Origin of the sequence: Paraburkholderia sp. FT54 (assembly GCF_031585635.1) — a bacterium.
In the GTDB taxonomy this organism is placed as follows: Bacteria; Pseudomonadota; Gammaproteobacteria; order Burkholderiales; family Burkholderiaceae; genus Paraburkholderia.
This window is the reverse complement of record NZ_CP134196.1, coordinates 1,862,576-1,876,092: the sequence shown is the minus strand read 5'-3', so window position 1 is coordinate 1,876,092 and position 13,517 is coordinate 1,862,576. Positions and strand designations below refer to the sequence as shown.

Sequence of the window (13,517 nt, the reverse complement as noted above, 5' to 3'; positions counted from 1 at the left end):
CATCCCTGTGGACAACTCCTGGCCAAGCGACATAACTGATTGAGCGCAGAAGGATTTCTTCGGCGGAGCAGCGAACGCGCTCATTCCGTGGGGGAGGCGAGCAACGACACCGGCACGCCATGGCAACTGACTCGGGCGACGAGCGCCGCGCCCAGGCCCGCACTGGATTTCTCGTGCGCATCGAACGAGGTCATCTCCCGGTCGACCCGCAGAATGTTGATGGGCCACGACGGCCGCGACAGCCGTTCGTGCGCGAAAGCGCCGACCCATAGTGGCGTGACGGACGTGCCGTTCTCCACCGCGTAGCCGCTGGGCCAGAAGCGCAGCACGTCGCGTTCGTCGCGCGTGTCGCCCGGACGCATGAAGACCACCGAGGAAGGCACGCCGTTATTGAGCTTCGGCAAGACCGGCAGCGACACCGCCGCCACATTCGGCGAGGCGATTGAGAGCAGGCTGTGCGCCGTGACATCCGTGCCCTCGACCCACCCCTGGGCGCGCAACTGTCCGCGGATCGACTCGAGGTTCGAGACCCACTGCAGCGTGAGCGGCTCCTTGCGGTCGCCGCCCATATCCGAGCGGTAGCACGGCAGCCGCTTCCACACGGAGAGCGTCCACTCCGACTGCGTGACCAGCACGGGCGGTGGACGCAGCGCGCTGTCCGGTGGCGGAGTGGGCATGTTCAAGCCGATCTGCATACCCACGCTGACCAGTACGACCACCAGCACCACCACGGGCATGAACGCGCGTTCCGGCGGCGGTTCCGGGTGCCGCCACATCGCTGTCAACGCAACGATCGCCACCCAGATGTACGCGAGTGCGGCGCCGCCGATTGCATCGGAAACCCAGTACCGGCCGAAGTACAGTCCTGCGAGCGCGACCAGGATCACCACGATCGCACTCGCGGCCGCCACCAGCACTCCCTCCAGCATGCCCACCCGGCGCGCCAGCAGGAACGCCAGGAAACCGTACACGATGACAGTGGCGGCGACGTGATTGCTCGGAAACACATACGCACCGACCATCAGCGCATTGGGCGGCGCGCGGCGCATCGCGAACTGCAGCACATAGATCAACAATTGGGAAAACACCACCGCGGCGAGCCAGTAGCCGACGGTGCGCCAGCGCCGCTCCAGCAGCATCCACACCGCGACCATCGCGACCAGGGCCGCGAGCGTGAAACTGCTGCCGAGCGTCGAGAGACCCGCGAGCACGGTGTCGCTCCAGGGCGTGCGTACCGATTGCAGGAAGTGATAGACGGAGAGGTCCACTTGCGTGAGCGGATCGCCGCTCATGACGTCGTCGAGCACGCCGAAAAACAGCGCGCCCGATACGAGTACGACCAGCGACGCCAGCAGGACGCTGCTGGCGTCGGGTGTGCCGGGGTCGAGCATCCTGCGCGCGAAACGGCCGAACGGCCCCGGATGCCGGCAGGCCCAGCTTCCCAACTGGCGGCCCGCCGCACTCGACCACGCATTGGCGTGCGAGAGCAGAAAACGCGCGGCGCGAAAACTCAGCCAGACGATGCCCACCAGCAGCGCGATGATCACGACGAGCCGGAACGAGACCGCGCCGGCCAGCAGCACCGAGGCGCCGAATAGCATGCCCGGCAGGATATGGGCGGGCGCCCAGATCAGCGCCGAGAGCACGTTCATCGCGTAGAAGCGTAGCGGCGACATGCCCAGCATGCCCGCCACCACCGGCACGATCGCTCGCAAGGGGCCGATGAAACGCGCCAGCCCGACGCTCTTCGCGCCATGTTTGCGGAAGAAGCGGTGGCCTGCTTCGAGCACCTCGGGATGTTTGCGGAACGGCCAGAACTGGACGATCCGGTCCTTGTAGCGGCAGCCGATCCAGAAGCTCATGCCGTCGCCGGCGATGGCGCCCACGATCGCCCACACGAGTGCCCAGCCCAGGCTGAGCGAGCCGGTGCCGGCCAGCGCGCCGGCGAGGAACATGGCGGTACTGCCCGGAATGAAAGTGCCGATGACGGCGAGGGACTCCAGAAAGGCCGCAAGGAAGACGACCGTGAGCGTCCAGCCGGGATGGCCGGCCAGCAGATGCAGGAGGTGGACGTAGGCGTGCTCCATCGTGCGCGATCAGCCGTTCTGGCATAACGATTGATCATAACGCGCAGGGGAGCCTTCTTATTCCTTTTCGGCAGCGCCTGGACGTTCACGAAACGCGCATCGTCCGCCGAGTCCTGGCTTGGCAGCGGTGAACGAAGTGGCGCGGACGTCGTCATACTATTCGAGCGGCCTGCAAGGCGGACACCGCAGCCGTGCAATTTCGACGATGTAACGGAGTGGGCTATGAAGATCGTAAAGGGCAGTATCGTGGCGTCGGCACTGATAATCGGTGTCGCCGCGACGGCGTATGGGCAGTCGGTCGGCCAGCCGGGCACTGCCGGCATGGGCGGCATGGGTAGCGCGCAGTCCAGTGGAATCAGTAACATGGGCGCCGCGGCGGGTACGGGGCTGGGGACGGGCGCCGGCATGAGTCCGACGCCCGGCGTGGGAGCGATGGGCGGCGCAGGGGCCGGTCCGGCACTCAACACCATGCGGGCAAACGGTACGAGCCTGAACATGAACCCGGACCCGCGCGTGCCGAATCTTGCGGGCAGGGGCATGTCGCCGCGGAATTAGTCGGCGACCGGCGGCGCATCCGCCGCGTGATGGCCACGTATAAAATGCACGCCTCGGCAACCAGATCCGATTCAAAACATAGGAGGTCGGCATGGCTTACGGCGAGCACAAATACAAGGTATCGGTGCGGTGGACCGGCAATCGCGGAAGCGGTACTTCGGGGTACCGTGACTACGGGCGCGATCATGTCATTGCCGCGGGCAACAAACCCGAGATTCCAGGTTCATCGGATGCGGCCTTTCTCGGCGACGCCGATCGCTGGAATCCGGAAGATCTGCTGGTCGCCTCGGCCAGCGCCTGCCACAAACTCTGGTATCTGCATCTGTGCGCGGACGCCGGCATCGCGGTCACCGCGTATCGCGACGACGCCGAAGGCACCATGCTCGACGATCCGAAGCAAGGCCGTTTTTCGCTGATCGTTCTGCGCCCGCACGTCGTGATTCGCGCGGGCGGCGATGTCGAACTCGCCGCGCACTTGCATCACGTGGCGCACGAGAAGTGCTATATCGCGAACTCGGTCAATTTTCCGATTCTCTGCGAGCCCGTCATCGAAGCTGACACGCATTGAACCAGGCACGCCCCGGCCGCCGCTCACAGGAGGAGCGGGCGGCGGCGCGGCGGTATCGATTCAATGCAGCAGCGTCATCTGCACGACCTTGACGATCACCAGCGCGACTGCCACGATCAGATAGCCGCGCAGCACGCCCATCCAGACTCGCTTGGACATCGTCAATTGCGGCGGCGGCAGTTCGTCCAGGGGCGGCATGCGCCAGCCATCGCGCGTTTCCTTCGACAACCTGAACTCGCTTTCGCGAGCCGCAGCGTTCCCGGACTCCTGGCGCAGCTTGCGGACCACGACGGTGGCCGCGTAGCCGGCGACCGCCATCAGCGTGCCGCCTGCGAGCACTTCAAGAATCGCTTCGCCGGTAATGTCCGGATACATTACCGATGCCGTGAGAATGATGGATAGCATGACGAGCACCCAGACCACTGCGCCGGTAAACACGTTGAGCTTCTTCGAGTTCACCCACGGTCCGAGGACCGCGCGGTCGTTGCACAACAGCAGCAGAAACACCGTCGCGCTTGGCAGCAGCACGCCTGCGAGCGTCTGCACCGCTTCCGTCAGAAGGCCGAGCGGGCTGCCTGGAATCAGCACCAGTGTCGCCGCGGCCGCCACGATGCCGAAGTAGACGAGATAGAAGCCCTTTGCATCCGACACGCCGCGATGCAGCGAGTGGCGGATCTTGAAGACGTCGCCGATCGCGTAGGCGGTGGACAACGACACCGCCGCCGCGCCGATGATGCACGCGTCGAGCAGCGCCAAAGCGAAGAGCACGGCGGGCGTGCGGCCGGCATATCTTTCGAGGTCGGCGATCACGCCGCCCGCATCCGTGAAATTGCCGAATTCCGGCTTGCCCGCGTAGAGCGCCGCGCAGAACGAGATCATGGCCACGGCGCCGATCATCACGAAGACGATACCGATCCACAGGTCGGCTTTCTCGTACTTCATGAAGCGCGGCGTGATGCGTTTGTCGACGATGTAGCTCTGCTGGAAAAACAGCTGCCACGGCGCAACGGTGGTGCCGACAATGCCGATCACGAGCAGCATCACGTCGCTCAGCTTCGAATGGGCGGGCCAGCCCGGGATCAGGAAATCGTGCGCCATCTGGCCGGCCGGCGGGTGAATCGACAGCAGCACCGGCACCAGTAGCAGACTCATCAGGCACAGCACCACGGCGAAGCGTTCGAAGCGCCGGAAGTTGCCCGTGCTGACCGCGGCCATGGTCACCGCCGCGGCAATGCAAACGCCCGCCACTTTCGGAATGCCGAAGTACTGCAGCACGAACGTAATGCCGATGAACTCGGTCACGATCGTAAGCGCGTTCAGGATGAACAGGTCGACGACGCTGAAGGCGCCCCAGAACTTGCCGAAGCGCTCGAAGATCAGCCGTGCGTGACCGACGCCGGTCACGGCACCGAGCCGCAGCACCATCTCCTGATTGACGAACAGCACGGGCACGAGCAGCAGCATGGTCCACAGCAAGGTCGTGCCGTAGTTCTGTCCCGCTTGCGTGTAGGTGCCGAACGCACCGGCATCGTTATCGCCGACCATCACGATCAGGCCGGGGCCGAGAATCGCGAGCAGCGTGCGCACGCGGGCCCACCAACTGTTGCGCGGAGCGGTGTCGTGATGGGCGATGGTGCCGAGTGCGCCTTTGATATCGCCAAGGTGCGCGTCGTCGAGAACGGCGCTGCGCGGTGGTGAGACGTTGATTGGTGTGGACATGCTGGCCGCCTGCGTAGGTTTGATTGGATTGAGCGGTGCGTCTTCAGGATCCGCAGGGCGCGCGCAGTCGAACGACGGCGGCGCAGCCGGATCGCGAAGACGCGCTGAGCGGAGCGTGCGTCATGACGAAGCGGTGTATGAAGCGCGGCGCGACACGAGTGCCTTGAGGCGGTGCCACGATACGGCGAGCCAATGCGGCTTGATGCCGTGTTGCGCGAGAGCGGCATCGCTGTGGGTGTGCGTTTGCTGCAGTGTCGGTACGAGGATGGCGAAGTACATGTTGTTTCTCCGGGCGTATGGCTTGACGCGGATTGCGGAAAGCCAGCAGACACGGAGCGCGGCGCAACAGGCGCGGCGGCGGACGTCTACTCGCTTTCCTTGGGCAAATAAAACTTTGCGTGCCCGCTCGGTCGTGACCGAGCGGCACTTAAGCGGCATATGGGATAACTGTCACTGTCCATGGCGGCTCCTTATCGGCGTTCAGTACGCACGTGTTTGTCCACGCGTCCGGCCGTGCCGTTTCGAACGAATCGAAACGGCACGAGCGAACGCTGCCGCGAGCCGAGGCTCGCGACGCAATGCCAGCGGCGGAGCGCACGTGCGTGAGCACTGCGCGGCCGGATGGCGCTAATCAGGGTGCACGGAGAGGGTTACTGCGGCGCGCACCGTCTGCCTGCTGGCAAGACGGCGGCTGAGAAAAGAGAGCGCGGGCGTCGGGCCGGTCAGGCAGTGAAGCTGTTCGAAAGTCGACTACTGCTGGTGTCCAAGGCGTGGGCCCCGTTTGTGAAGACGGCGAATTTTAGGCACTCCCGCAAGCGGAAGTCAACATGCTTCGTTAAACGAAGCAAATATTCTTTTGTGGGGCGTGGGTTGGGCCACGTTGCGGCCGCTTGAGGTCTGATGTCTTTCGGTTTAGACAGGAAAGAAAGGTTAATGAAGGGTGTGTTTTTCGCCGCCGGCGTGGAGAGGGTTGGCCGATATGACGGGCCGGGTTTCATGCGCACCGCGACCTGGTCAGGCGCCCGCACTGGCGAAAAACGCAAGGCGGTTGCCGCGCGTTCTTGACTCTCGGGTACACATGAGCATGCCCGGTGGATGGACTCGATCTTCGGGCGCGCTTCGCCGTCGCTTGCTCGCGAAGCACGCTTCACGACTTCTCAGCGATTGCCGTCGAGCAACTCGCCAAGCAGTTCGTCGAACGCGGCTTGCGCGTCTTCGAGTTCCTGCAGCGCGGCGTCGAATGTTTGCAGCGCGAACTGCGAAGGCTTGCCGCTGCCGGCCGGCGGGAATTGGGATTGCAGCGACGCGAACGCCGACTGCACCCGCTGCGTCGCGGTCAGTACGCGTTGCATCGCGGCGGTTTCTTCGGCTCGCGCCTGTTCGTGATCCATGAGAACTCCGTATTCGTCTGGTCGGCTCGCGCCGTATCAAAGGGGGGACTATGCCACGTTCGCGTTCAGGACAGCGGCAAGCCGCCGTTGGCCTTCACTTCGCGCAACGACAGCGCCGATTCCACCGATGTCACGCCCGGCAGGCTGCGCATCTCGTCGCGCATGAACGTGCCGTAGTCGTCGAGGTCGCGTGCCACTACCTGCAGGATGTAATCCGCGCTGCCCGACACGTTGTGACACGCCAGGATTCGCGGGATGGCCTGGACCTCGCGCTCGAAGCGCGTCGCCACCGTGCGGTCGTGTACGGCAAAGCGCACGTAGACAAAAGCGACCACGCCGAAGCCGAGCGCGGAGCGCGACAGCATCGCGCGGTACTGGTCGATGTAGCCGTCGCCTTCGAGGCGCTTGAGACGGCGCGCGCAGGGCGTTTCGCTCAGGCCGACCGCTTCGGCCAGACGCGCATTCGACATGCGGCCATCTTTCTGCAGCGCGGCGAGGATCGCGCGGTCTGTTTTATCGAGCTCGGTTGTCATGGCTCAGTGGGGTTAATGGCGGATTGGAGGAAAGCATGGGCATAAGCCGCAATGTTAGCGTATTCCTCCAAACCTGAGCATATGGGGCCAGTATTTCGCCAGCAAACCCTCTGCCGACGATTGCAAGATAGAGCCCTGAAGAACAGGAGACTTTTCATGATTTCCGCGCATCTGCTGGCCGTTTATATCGCAGCGTTATTCGTCGTCTACGCCGTGCCCGGGCCGGACATGGCGCTGGTGCTGCAAACCAGTATCGGTCGTGGCGTGCGCAGTGGTTTCGCGGCTGCCGGCGGCCTGGGCCTCGCGCGCGCGACGCACGTCACGCTCTCGGCATGCGGCGTGGCCGCGCTGTTGCGCAGCGCACCGTGGCTGTACGACGTGGTGCGCTATGGCGGCGCGGCGTACCTCGCGTGGGTGGGCATCCAGATTTTTCGTTTGCCGGTGTTTGCGCTGCCTGATAGCGCGACGGCGGGCGCGAGCGCGGGTGCTATTGCGAGCGTGGAATCGCGGCCGCTGCGGGCTGCGTTTGTCAAAGGCCTGCTGACCAACTTGCTGAACCCGAAAGCGCTGCTGTTCTGTTCAGTGCTGCTGCCGCAGTTCGTGCGTCCGGAGGCGGGGCCGGTGGCCTTGCAGATGGTCGAACTCGGTCTGGTGCTGCTCGCTATCGGCGCCTGTTTCGACGTGATGTACGCGGTCGGCGCCGCGCGGATCGCCGACTGGATGCGGGCCCATCCGCTTGCGCAAACGCTGCAACGCTGGACATTCTCGGCCGCGCTGATCGGCTTCGCGTTGCGGCTCTCGCTGGACTGACAGGACAGGACGCGTACGTGGGAAGCCAGGCGGCGAACCACGCAACAGAAGGGCTGCTTACTTGCTCAGCTTATGCTCGCGCCGTGAGCGGTCCTCGATGATTTTCCTGCGATGCTTGTCCTTCATCTTTTTCCAGCTTTTGCATTCATCGCGCGTGCGCAGGCAGCCGATGCAGAAGCCAGTCTTGCTGTCGAACTTGCAGATGTCGATGCAGGGTGACGCGATGCTCATGGCGAAATGCGATTGAAGAGAATGCGAGGACTCTCGCACGCGCCATGCCCGCACGCAAAGTGATTGTGTTAATAAAGCCAATAGAGAGCCACAGCTTATCAGTGGCAACACATCACTCACTTCACTCTCAATGAAAACTTTTCTGCTTTATGCCGTGACCGCCGTTGCTGAAATAGTCGGCTGCTATTTGCCGTGGCGCTGGCTGAAAGAGGGCGGCTCGATCTGGCTGCTGGTGCCGGGTGCGCTCAGCCTCGCGCTGTTCGCCTGGCTGCTGACCCTGCACGGCACCGCCGCAGGCCGCGTGTATGCGGCTTACGGTGGTGTGTACGTGGCGGTGGCGATTGCCTGGCTATGGTGCGTCGACAAGGTGCGGCCCACGCTGTGGGACGCGGCAGGCGCGGCCTTCACGCTGGCCGGCATGGCGATCATCGCGTTCCAGCCGCGCGTTTGAGCTTGCCGGGGCGACGCTCACGCACCGTCGCTGCAGCTCGCAATGAGCGCTCGCCGAGCGCTCATTGCCGCATCCGCGCAAACCTCGAGCGCCATGCAGGCGCTCCCTTCACCTGATGCCGCCGAGATAGTCGAGCTTGCCGAGTTCGACGCCGTTGTGACGCAGAATGTCATACGCCGTCGTGACATGAAAATAGAAGTTCGGCAGCACAAAACCAAGCAGATACGACAGGCCCGTGAACTCGATCGGACCCGTGCGCATCTTCAGCGTGATCGCGCGTTCTTCCGAGCCGTCGATCTGCTCACCATTGAATTCCTTCAGATAATCAATCGTCTTTTGAAGGCGGGCAATCAGTTCTTCAAAGGTCTGTTCGACGTCTTCGTATTTCGGCGCTTCGACGCCGGCGAGACGGGCGGCGCAGCCCTTCGCGGTGTCGCTCGCGATATAGACCTGGCGCACCAGCGGCAGCATGTCCGGTGCGAGCCGGGCGGTCGTGAACACCGAAGGCTCGATCTGTTTCTCGGCAGCGTGCACTTCGGCTTTGCCCAGGATGACCTGCAGGTTCGTCAGGCCGCGGATCAACACGGGCAGTGATGCTTGATACATCGAAATTGACATGGGACTTCCTCTGATTCTTCGATCGTGCGCGCGGATGGCGCGCGAGGCAATGTAGCGGCTGGATTGCCGCTGCAGCATCATAGCGCGAGCGGCGCAGAGTGCGTATTGACGAGCGCGGCGTTAGCCATTCGGATAACTGCCGCGCATGCCGGAACTGTGTTTGAATGGATTGGTCGGACGGTTTGGCGAAGTCCTTGAAACAGCAACTTGCCGCCGGCTTCAGGCGATGAGGTTGTGCAGGCGCGTGGCGTGCGAGGTCCACTCCGTGGAACGCGCCGTCACGCTAACTGGAGGGTCGAGATCATGGTCAATAAGCACCCGCTGCCAGGCAGTGAGCGAACAGTGGAACAGGGTTCGAAAGTCGTGGGGCAATGCGATCCGGCGGAGCGGATCGAAGTATTCGTCATGTTGCGCCGTCAGCAGCAGGCGCAGTTCGACGCGCTGATGAGCAAGATCGAGGCAGGCGATCCCGGCGTCAAGCCGCTGTCGCGCGAGGCGCTCGCCAGGGATTACGGCGCCGCGCCGGCCGACATCGCCAAGGTCAAGGCCTTTGCGGCCGCGCACGGCTTGACGGTGGTGCGCGACGATCCGGCCGCGCGCTCGGTCCTTCTGAGCGGCACGATTGCCCAGTTCCAGGATGCGTTCGCCGTCAAGCTCGAACATTACGAACACCACACGTCCGGCCAGTTCCGTGGCCGCACCGGCACGATCAGCGTGCCGGACGATCTGCACGGCGTGGTGGAAGCCGTTCTTGGCCTGGACAACCGGCCGCAGGCGCGTCCGCACTTTCGCATCCGGCCGCCGTTCCAGCCGGCCCGCGGTCATCAGGTTTCGTTCACGCCGCCGCAGCTCGCGTCGCTCTACCACTTTCCGCAAGGCGACGGCGGCGGCCAGTGCGTCGGCATCATCGAACTGGGCGGCGGGTATAACACCAGCGACCTCAAGTCCTACTTCGCGAGCCTCGGCGTCGCATCGCCCACGGTGAAATCGGTCGGCGTCGATCAGGGCAGCAATCAGCCGACCGGCGATCCGAACGGGCCGGACGGCGAAGTTACGCTCGACATCGAAATCGTCGGCGCGATCGCGCCCGGCGCGACGATCGCGGTGTATTTCACTCAGAACAGCGACGCCGGCTTCATCGACGCGGTGAGCCGCGCGGTGCACGACACGGCCAACAAGCCGTCGGTGATTTCGATCAGTTGGGGCGGGCCGGAGTCGAACTGGACCAGCCAGTCGTTGCAGGCCTTCAACAGCGTGCTGCAAACGGCAGCGGCCCTCGGCGTGACCGTCTGCGCGGCGTCGGGCGACAGCGGTTCGAGCGACGGCGCGTTGAGCGGCGATCAGGTCGACTTCCCGGCGTCGAGCCCTTACGTGCTGGCCTGCGGCGGCACGAGCCTCACTGCCTCGGGCACCTCGATCTCGCACGAGGCGGTCTGGAACGACGGTGCGCAGGGCGGCGCGACCGGTGGAGGGGTGAGCCACGCCTTCCCGGTGCCGACGTGGCAGAAGGGCTTGTCCGCCACGTCGTCGGGCGGCGGCAAGAAGGCGCTCAGCGGGCGCGGCGTGCCGGACGTGGCCGGCGACGCTTCGCCGGTGACGGGCTACAGTGTATTGATCGACGGAACGCAGACAGTGATCGGCGGCACCAGTGCGGTCGCGCCGCTGTGGGCCGCGCTGATCGCGCGCATCAATGCGGCTAAAGGGCAGCCGGCCGGATTCATCAACCCCAAGCTGTATAAGGCGAAGGGCGCGTGCAACGACATCACGCAAGGCAACAACGGCAGTTTCGCGGCATCCGCAGGTTGGGATGCCTGCACGGGCCTCGGCAGTCCCAATGGTCAGAAGGTGGCGGCCGCACTATAGTCTGCAAGACACGCCCCGAAGGAGGTCTCCTTAGGGGCGGCATACAGGACGTGAACGAACCCATGGAGCGATCATGACGAATACCGAGTCAGCTTCTGTTAGTCCGCAGCCTTCGCACAATTCGCATGCTTCGGGCGTCCCGTCGCCCGCGCCCGCGCCGGCCAGCGCGCCGCATAAGGCCAAGGATCAGCCGTTCTTCGATCCGGTCGCCTACGGCAACGGGCCGGACGATTCCGTCACCGAGACCGATGAAAGTGCCGCGATCACGCATCATTCGATCAACATCGGTGGACACAAGATCAACTACACGGCGACGGTGGGCCACCTCGTCATCGTCGACCCGAGCAGTTCGAAGCCGGAAGCCAGGATGTTCTACGTGGCGTTCACGCAGGACAACCAGAAGGAAGAAGCCCGGCCGGTGACGTTCTTCTATAACGGCGGCCCGGGTTCGTCGTCGGTGTTCGTGCTGCTGGGCTCGTTCGCGCCGCGCCGCATCAAGACGTCGATGCCGAGCTTCACGCCACCCGCGCCGTATTCGATGGAAGACAATCCGGACAGCCTGCTCGACAAGAGCGACCTCGTCTTCATCAACCCGGTCGGCACCGGCTACTCGGCGGCGATCGCGCCGAAGAAGAACCGTGACTTCTGGGGCGTCGACCAGGACGCGGACGCGATCAAGCAGTTCATCAAGCGTTTTCTGACCAGGAACAACCGCTGGAATTCGCCGAAATATCTGTTCGGCGAGTCGTACGGCACGGCGCGCAGTTGCGTGCTCGCTTACCGCTTGCACGAAGACGGCGTGGATCTGAACGGCATTACGCTGCAATCGTCGATTCTCGACTACACGCAGGCCGGCAACCCGGTCGGCGTGCTGCCCACGGCGGCCGCGGACGCGTGGTATCACAAGAAGCTCGGCATCGCGCCGCGCCCGACCGATCTCGGCACGTTCGCCGAAGAAGTCGCGCAGTTCGCGCGCACCGACTATCTGGCCGCCTTGCGTAAGTTTCCGACTACCGACACGGCAACGGTCGAAAAGGTCAGCGAATACACCGGCATCGACAAAACGACCCTGCTCGCGTGGAGTCTGGACATCGCGTCGTACGACAGCCGGGGCAATTCGCTGTTCCTGACCACGCTGCTGAAATCCAAAGGTCTTGCGCTCGGAGAGTACGACGGACGGGTGACAGCGATCGGCACGGGCATCGCCGGCAAGATCGACCCGAATTCCGGCGGCAACGACCCGACCATGACGGCCGTCACCGGCGTCTACACGACGATGTGGAACGTGTATCTGAACGAGCAGCTGAAGTACACGTCGAATTCGTCGTTCACGGATCTGAACGACCAGGCCTTTCAGTACTGGGACTTCAGTCATATCGATCCGACCGGTGCGCAGAAGGGCGTCGACGCGAAAGGCAACGTCATTCTGTACACGGCCGGCGACCTGGCCGCCGTGATGGCGCTCAATCCCGACCTGAAGGTGCTGTCGGCGAATGGCTTCTTCGACTACGTGACGCCGTTTTATCAGACCGTGCTCGATCTGCAGCAAATGCCGCTGCTCAGTCAGCAGGTTCGGCAGAACCTGTCGGCGCGCTTTTATCCGTCGGGGCATATGGTCTATCTCGACGGTGGATCGCGCACCGCGCTCAAGGCCGATCTCGCGAAGATGTACGACACGACGGTGTCCAACACGCAGGCGCTACTCCGTATCCGCGCTCTGCAAGCGCGTGTGCCGAAGTAGCCGGCGATGATGGATCGACCCGGCGCGTCGTAGCCGCGACGCGCACGCGGCGTGCCTTGCATGGCGCTGTTGATGGGTGGAGGGCGCCGCGCGGCGAATGCGGACTCGCGGCCGCGTAAGTGGTGGCGTTGCCGCTGCCATCAGCTTGCGAAATCTGGCATATGCATTCGCTGCGCGCCGCACGCATAAGCGAGCTTTTTTTACTTAAGCATATTGAATGTGTTTTAATCAGTCTGCGAATTGAACTATTGCGCGCCGCTCCCGGCGCGCCGACGAATGAACGCAGGCATTGCAGACAGGCGTCGCACTCACCATTCCGGCGACCCGACCAGCAGTACGCATGAAACGGCTCTGCCGGCGCTCACGCGCCGGTGCGACGTTGCGCGTCCCCAGCGCAACACGCGCCTGGCCCTTGCGCTTGGCTTCACGGCGCTGCTCGCGCTACGCATCGGCGACGCCCGCGCGCAGAGCGCCGGCATGCTCGACGAACGTGTCACGCAGCGATCGGTGGCGGAGACGATTTGCCGCCCAGGTTACGCGGATGCGGTTGCGCCGCCGCTCGACGAACTGATGGCGCACAAAGACCGCATGCTTGCCGCGCGCGGCATCGGCGCGAACAACGGCGTCAACTTCGCGCTCGACCGGCGCGTGCCGATCGTGCTCGGCGGCTCGCCGGACGCTCCCGCCAATCTCGATCTTCTGCCATGGGCGGGCCACCAGGGCGAGCGCCGCAAGGCGCGCGCGGCGGTCATGCTCAAGCGCTGTGTCTGCGAAGGCAAACTGAGCCTCGCCGAAGCGCAAGCCGCGATCGTCGGCAATTGGTCGGTGGTTTATTCGGGCTTTAGTCAGACGTCGTGCGACGTACGCCGACTCGACGTCGCCACCAGTGGCGACAACGGCCGTGGCGCCGGACGCGACAACCCGCCATGAAGGCGGCTGCCTCGTCTGTG

Annotated in this window: 14 protein-coding genes; 7 read left to right on the top strand and 7 right to left on the bottom strand. The window is 64.1% G+C overall.

All coding sequences use genetic code 11. From position 1 onward, the window contains the following. Positions 1 to 80: 80 nt before the first annotated feature. Entirely contained in the window at positions 81 to 2,087 is a 2,007-nt protein-coding gene (locus RI103_RS27960) for a VTT domain-containing protein (protein ID WP_310815731.1), read from the bottom strand. Between the two features lie 222 nt (positions 2,088 to 2,309). Here RI103_RS27960 and RI103_RS27955 point away from each other — a divergent pair, with 222 nt between their 5' ends. Beyond that, positions 2,310 to 2,642, top strand: a complete 333-nt coding sequence (locus RI103_RS27955) for a hypothetical protein (protein WP_310815729.1) — start codon at positions 2,310 to 2,312, stop codon at positions 2,640 to 2,642. Between the two features lie 91 nt (positions 2,643 to 2,733). After that, positions 2,734 to 3,210 (top strand): OsmC family protein, encoded by a 477-nt coding sequence (locus RI103_RS27950; RefSeq protein WP_310815728.1) that lies wholly within the window; start codon positions 2,734 to 2,736, stop codon positions 3,208 to 3,210. Between the two features lie 60 nt (positions 3,211 to 3,270). Here the strand turns inward: RI103_RS27950 and RI103_RS27945 are convergent, their stop codons facing one another. From RI103_RS27945 to RI103_RS27930, 4 genes are all read right to left on the bottom strand, one after another. Further along, positions 3,271 to 4,929, bottom strand: coding sequence for a divalent metal cation transporter (locus RI103_RS27945; RefSeq protein ID WP_310815727.1), 1,659 nt, complete (start codon positions 4,927 to 4,929; stop codon positions 3,271 to 3,273). A 120-nt stretch (positions 4,930 to 5,049) separates the two neighbouring features. Further along, positions 5,050 to 5,208 carry a hypothetical protein gene (locus tag RI103_RS27940; RefSeq protein WP_310815726.1) on the bottom strand — a complete coding sequence of 53 codons (159 nt, stop codon included), beginning with the start codon at positions 5,206 to 5,208 and terminating at the stop codon, positions 5,050 to 5,052. A gap of 878 nt (positions 5,209 to 6,086) precedes the next feature. Beyond that, positions 6,087 to 6,320, bottom strand: coding sequence for a hypothetical protein (locus RI103_RS27935; RefSeq protein WP_310815725.1), 234 nt, complete (start codon positions 6,318 to 6,320; stop codon positions 6,087 to 6,089). Between the two features lie 65 nt (positions 6,321 to 6,385). Further along, a complete protein-coding gene (locus RI103_RS27930; protein ID WP_310815724.1) occupies positions 6,386 to 6,853 on the bottom strand; it encodes an Lrp/AsnC family transcriptional regulator in 468 nt (155 codons plus the stop codon). 156 nt (positions 6,854 to 7,009) lie between these two features. On the opposite strand from RI103_RS27930, the gene RI103_RS27925 reads away from it, so the two are divergent. Next, on the top strand, positions 7,010 to 7,663 hold the full coding sequence (locus RI103_RS27925; RefSeq protein ID WP_310815723.1) for a LysE family translocator: 654 nt from the start codon (positions 7,010 to 7,012) through the stop codon (positions 7,661 to 7,663). A 57-nt stretch (positions 7,664 to 7,720) separates the two neighbouring features. On the opposite strand, the gene RI103_RS27920 is transcribed toward RI103_RS27925, so the two are convergent. After that, the gene (locus RI103_RS27920; protein WP_310818595.1) at positions 7,721 to 7,894 is read right to left on the bottom strand and encodes a DUF1289 domain-containing protein; all 174 of its coding nucleotides are present in this window, start codon (positions 7,892 to 7,894) and stop codon (positions 7,721 to 7,723) included. 130 nt (positions 7,895 to 8,024) lie between these two features. Between RI103_RS27920 and RI103_RS27915 the strand changes: the two genes are divergently transcribed. Then, the gene (locus RI103_RS27915) at positions 8,025 to 8,345 is read left to right on the top strand and encodes a YnfA family protein (protein WP_310815721.1); all 321 of its coding nucleotides are present in this window, start codon (positions 8,025 to 8,027) and stop codon (positions 8,343 to 8,345) included. A 108-nt stretch (positions 8,346 to 8,453) separates the two neighbouring features. Here RI103_RS27915 and RI103_RS27910 read toward each other — a convergent pair whose 3' ends face one another. Then, entirely contained in the window at positions 8,454 to 8,963 is a 510-nt protein-coding gene (locus tag RI103_RS27910) for a DUF1993 domain-containing protein (protein ID WP_310815719.1), read from the bottom strand. Between the two features lie 303 nt (positions 8,964 to 9,266). Between RI103_RS27910 and RI103_RS27905 the strand changes: the two genes are divergently transcribed. The 3 genes from RI103_RS27905 (at position 9,267) to RI103_RS27895 (ending at position 13,497) form a co-directional block, all read left to right on the top strand. Next, positions 9,267 to 10,826 (top strand): S53 family peptidase, encoded by a 1,560-nt coding sequence (locus RI103_RS27905; RefSeq protein ID WP_310815718.1) that lies wholly within the window; start codon positions 9,267 to 9,269, stop codon positions 10,824 to 10,826. Positions 10,827 to 10,899: 73 nt separating this feature from the next. Beyond that, complete coding sequence (locus RI103_RS27900) at positions 10,900 to 12,567, top strand: S10 family serine carboxypeptidase-like protein (RefSeq protein WP_310815717.1); 1,668 nt, start codon at positions 10,900 to 10,902, stop codon at positions 12,565 to 12,567. A gap of 276 nt (positions 12,568 to 12,843) precedes the next feature. Further along, positions 12,844 to 13,497, top strand: a complete 654-nt coding sequence (locus RI103_RS27895; RefSeq protein WP_310815716.1) for a hypothetical protein — start codon at positions 12,844 to 12,846, stop codon at positions 13,495 to 13,497. Positions 13,498 to 13,517: the final 20 nt, after the last annotated feature.

Excerpts from the sequence above, each read along its gene's own strand:
- RI103_RS27960 (WP_310815731.1), bottom strand. The coding sequence starts at position 2,087 with ATGGAGCACGCCTACGTCCACCTCCTGCATCTGCTGGCCGGCCATCCC.
- RI103_RS27955 (WP_310815729.1), top strand. The coding sequence starts at position 2,310 with ATGAAGATCGTAAAGGGCAGTATCGTGGCGTCGGCACTGATAATCGGT.
- RI103_RS27950 (WP_310815728.1), top strand. The coding sequence starts at position 2,734 with ATGGCTTACGGCGAGCACAAATACAAGGTATCGGTGCGGTGGACCGGC.
- RI103_RS27945 (WP_310815727.1), bottom strand. The coding sequence starts at position 4,929 with ATGTCCACACCAATCAACGTCTCACCACCGCGCAGCGCCGTTCTCGAC.
- RI103_RS27940 (WP_310815726.1), bottom strand. The coding sequence starts at position 5,208 with ATGTACTTCGCCATCCTCGTACCGACACTGCAGCAAACGCACACCCAC.
- RI103_RS27935 (WP_310815725.1), bottom strand. The coding sequence starts at position 6,320 with ATGGATCACGAACAGGCGCGAGCCGAAGAAACCGCCGCGATGCAACGC.
- RI103_RS27930 (WP_310815724.1), bottom strand. The coding sequence starts at position 6,853 with ATGACAACCGAGCTCGATAAAACAGACCGCGCGATCCTCGCCGCGCTG.
- RI103_RS27925 (WP_310815723.1), top strand. The coding sequence starts at position 7,010 with ATGATTTCCGCGCATCTGCTGGCCGTTTATATCGCAGCGTTATTCGTC.
- RI103_RS27920 (WP_310818595.1), bottom strand. The coding sequence starts at position 7,894 with ATGAGCATCGCGTCACCCTGCATCGACATCTGCAAGTTCGACAGCAAG.
- RI103_RS27915 (WP_310815721.1), top strand. The coding sequence starts at position 8,025 with ATGAAAACTTTTCTGCTTTATGCCGTGACCGCCGTTGCTGAAATAGTC.
- RI103_RS27910 (WP_310815719.1), bottom strand. The coding sequence starts at position 8,963 with ATGTCAATTTCGATGTATCAAGCATCACTGCCCGTGTTGATCCGCGGC.
- RI103_RS27905 (WP_310815718.1), top strand. The coding sequence starts at position 9,267 with ATGGTCAATAAGCACCCGCTGCCAGGCAGTGAGCGAACAGTGGAACAG.
- RI103_RS27900 (WP_310815717.1), top strand. The coding sequence starts at position 10,900 with ATGACGAATACCGAGTCAGCTTCTGTTAGTCCGCAGCCTTCGCACAAT.
- RI103_RS27895 (WP_310815716.1), top strand. The coding sequence starts at position 12,844 with ATGAACGCAGGCATTGCAGACAGGCGTCGCACTCACCATTCCGGCGAC.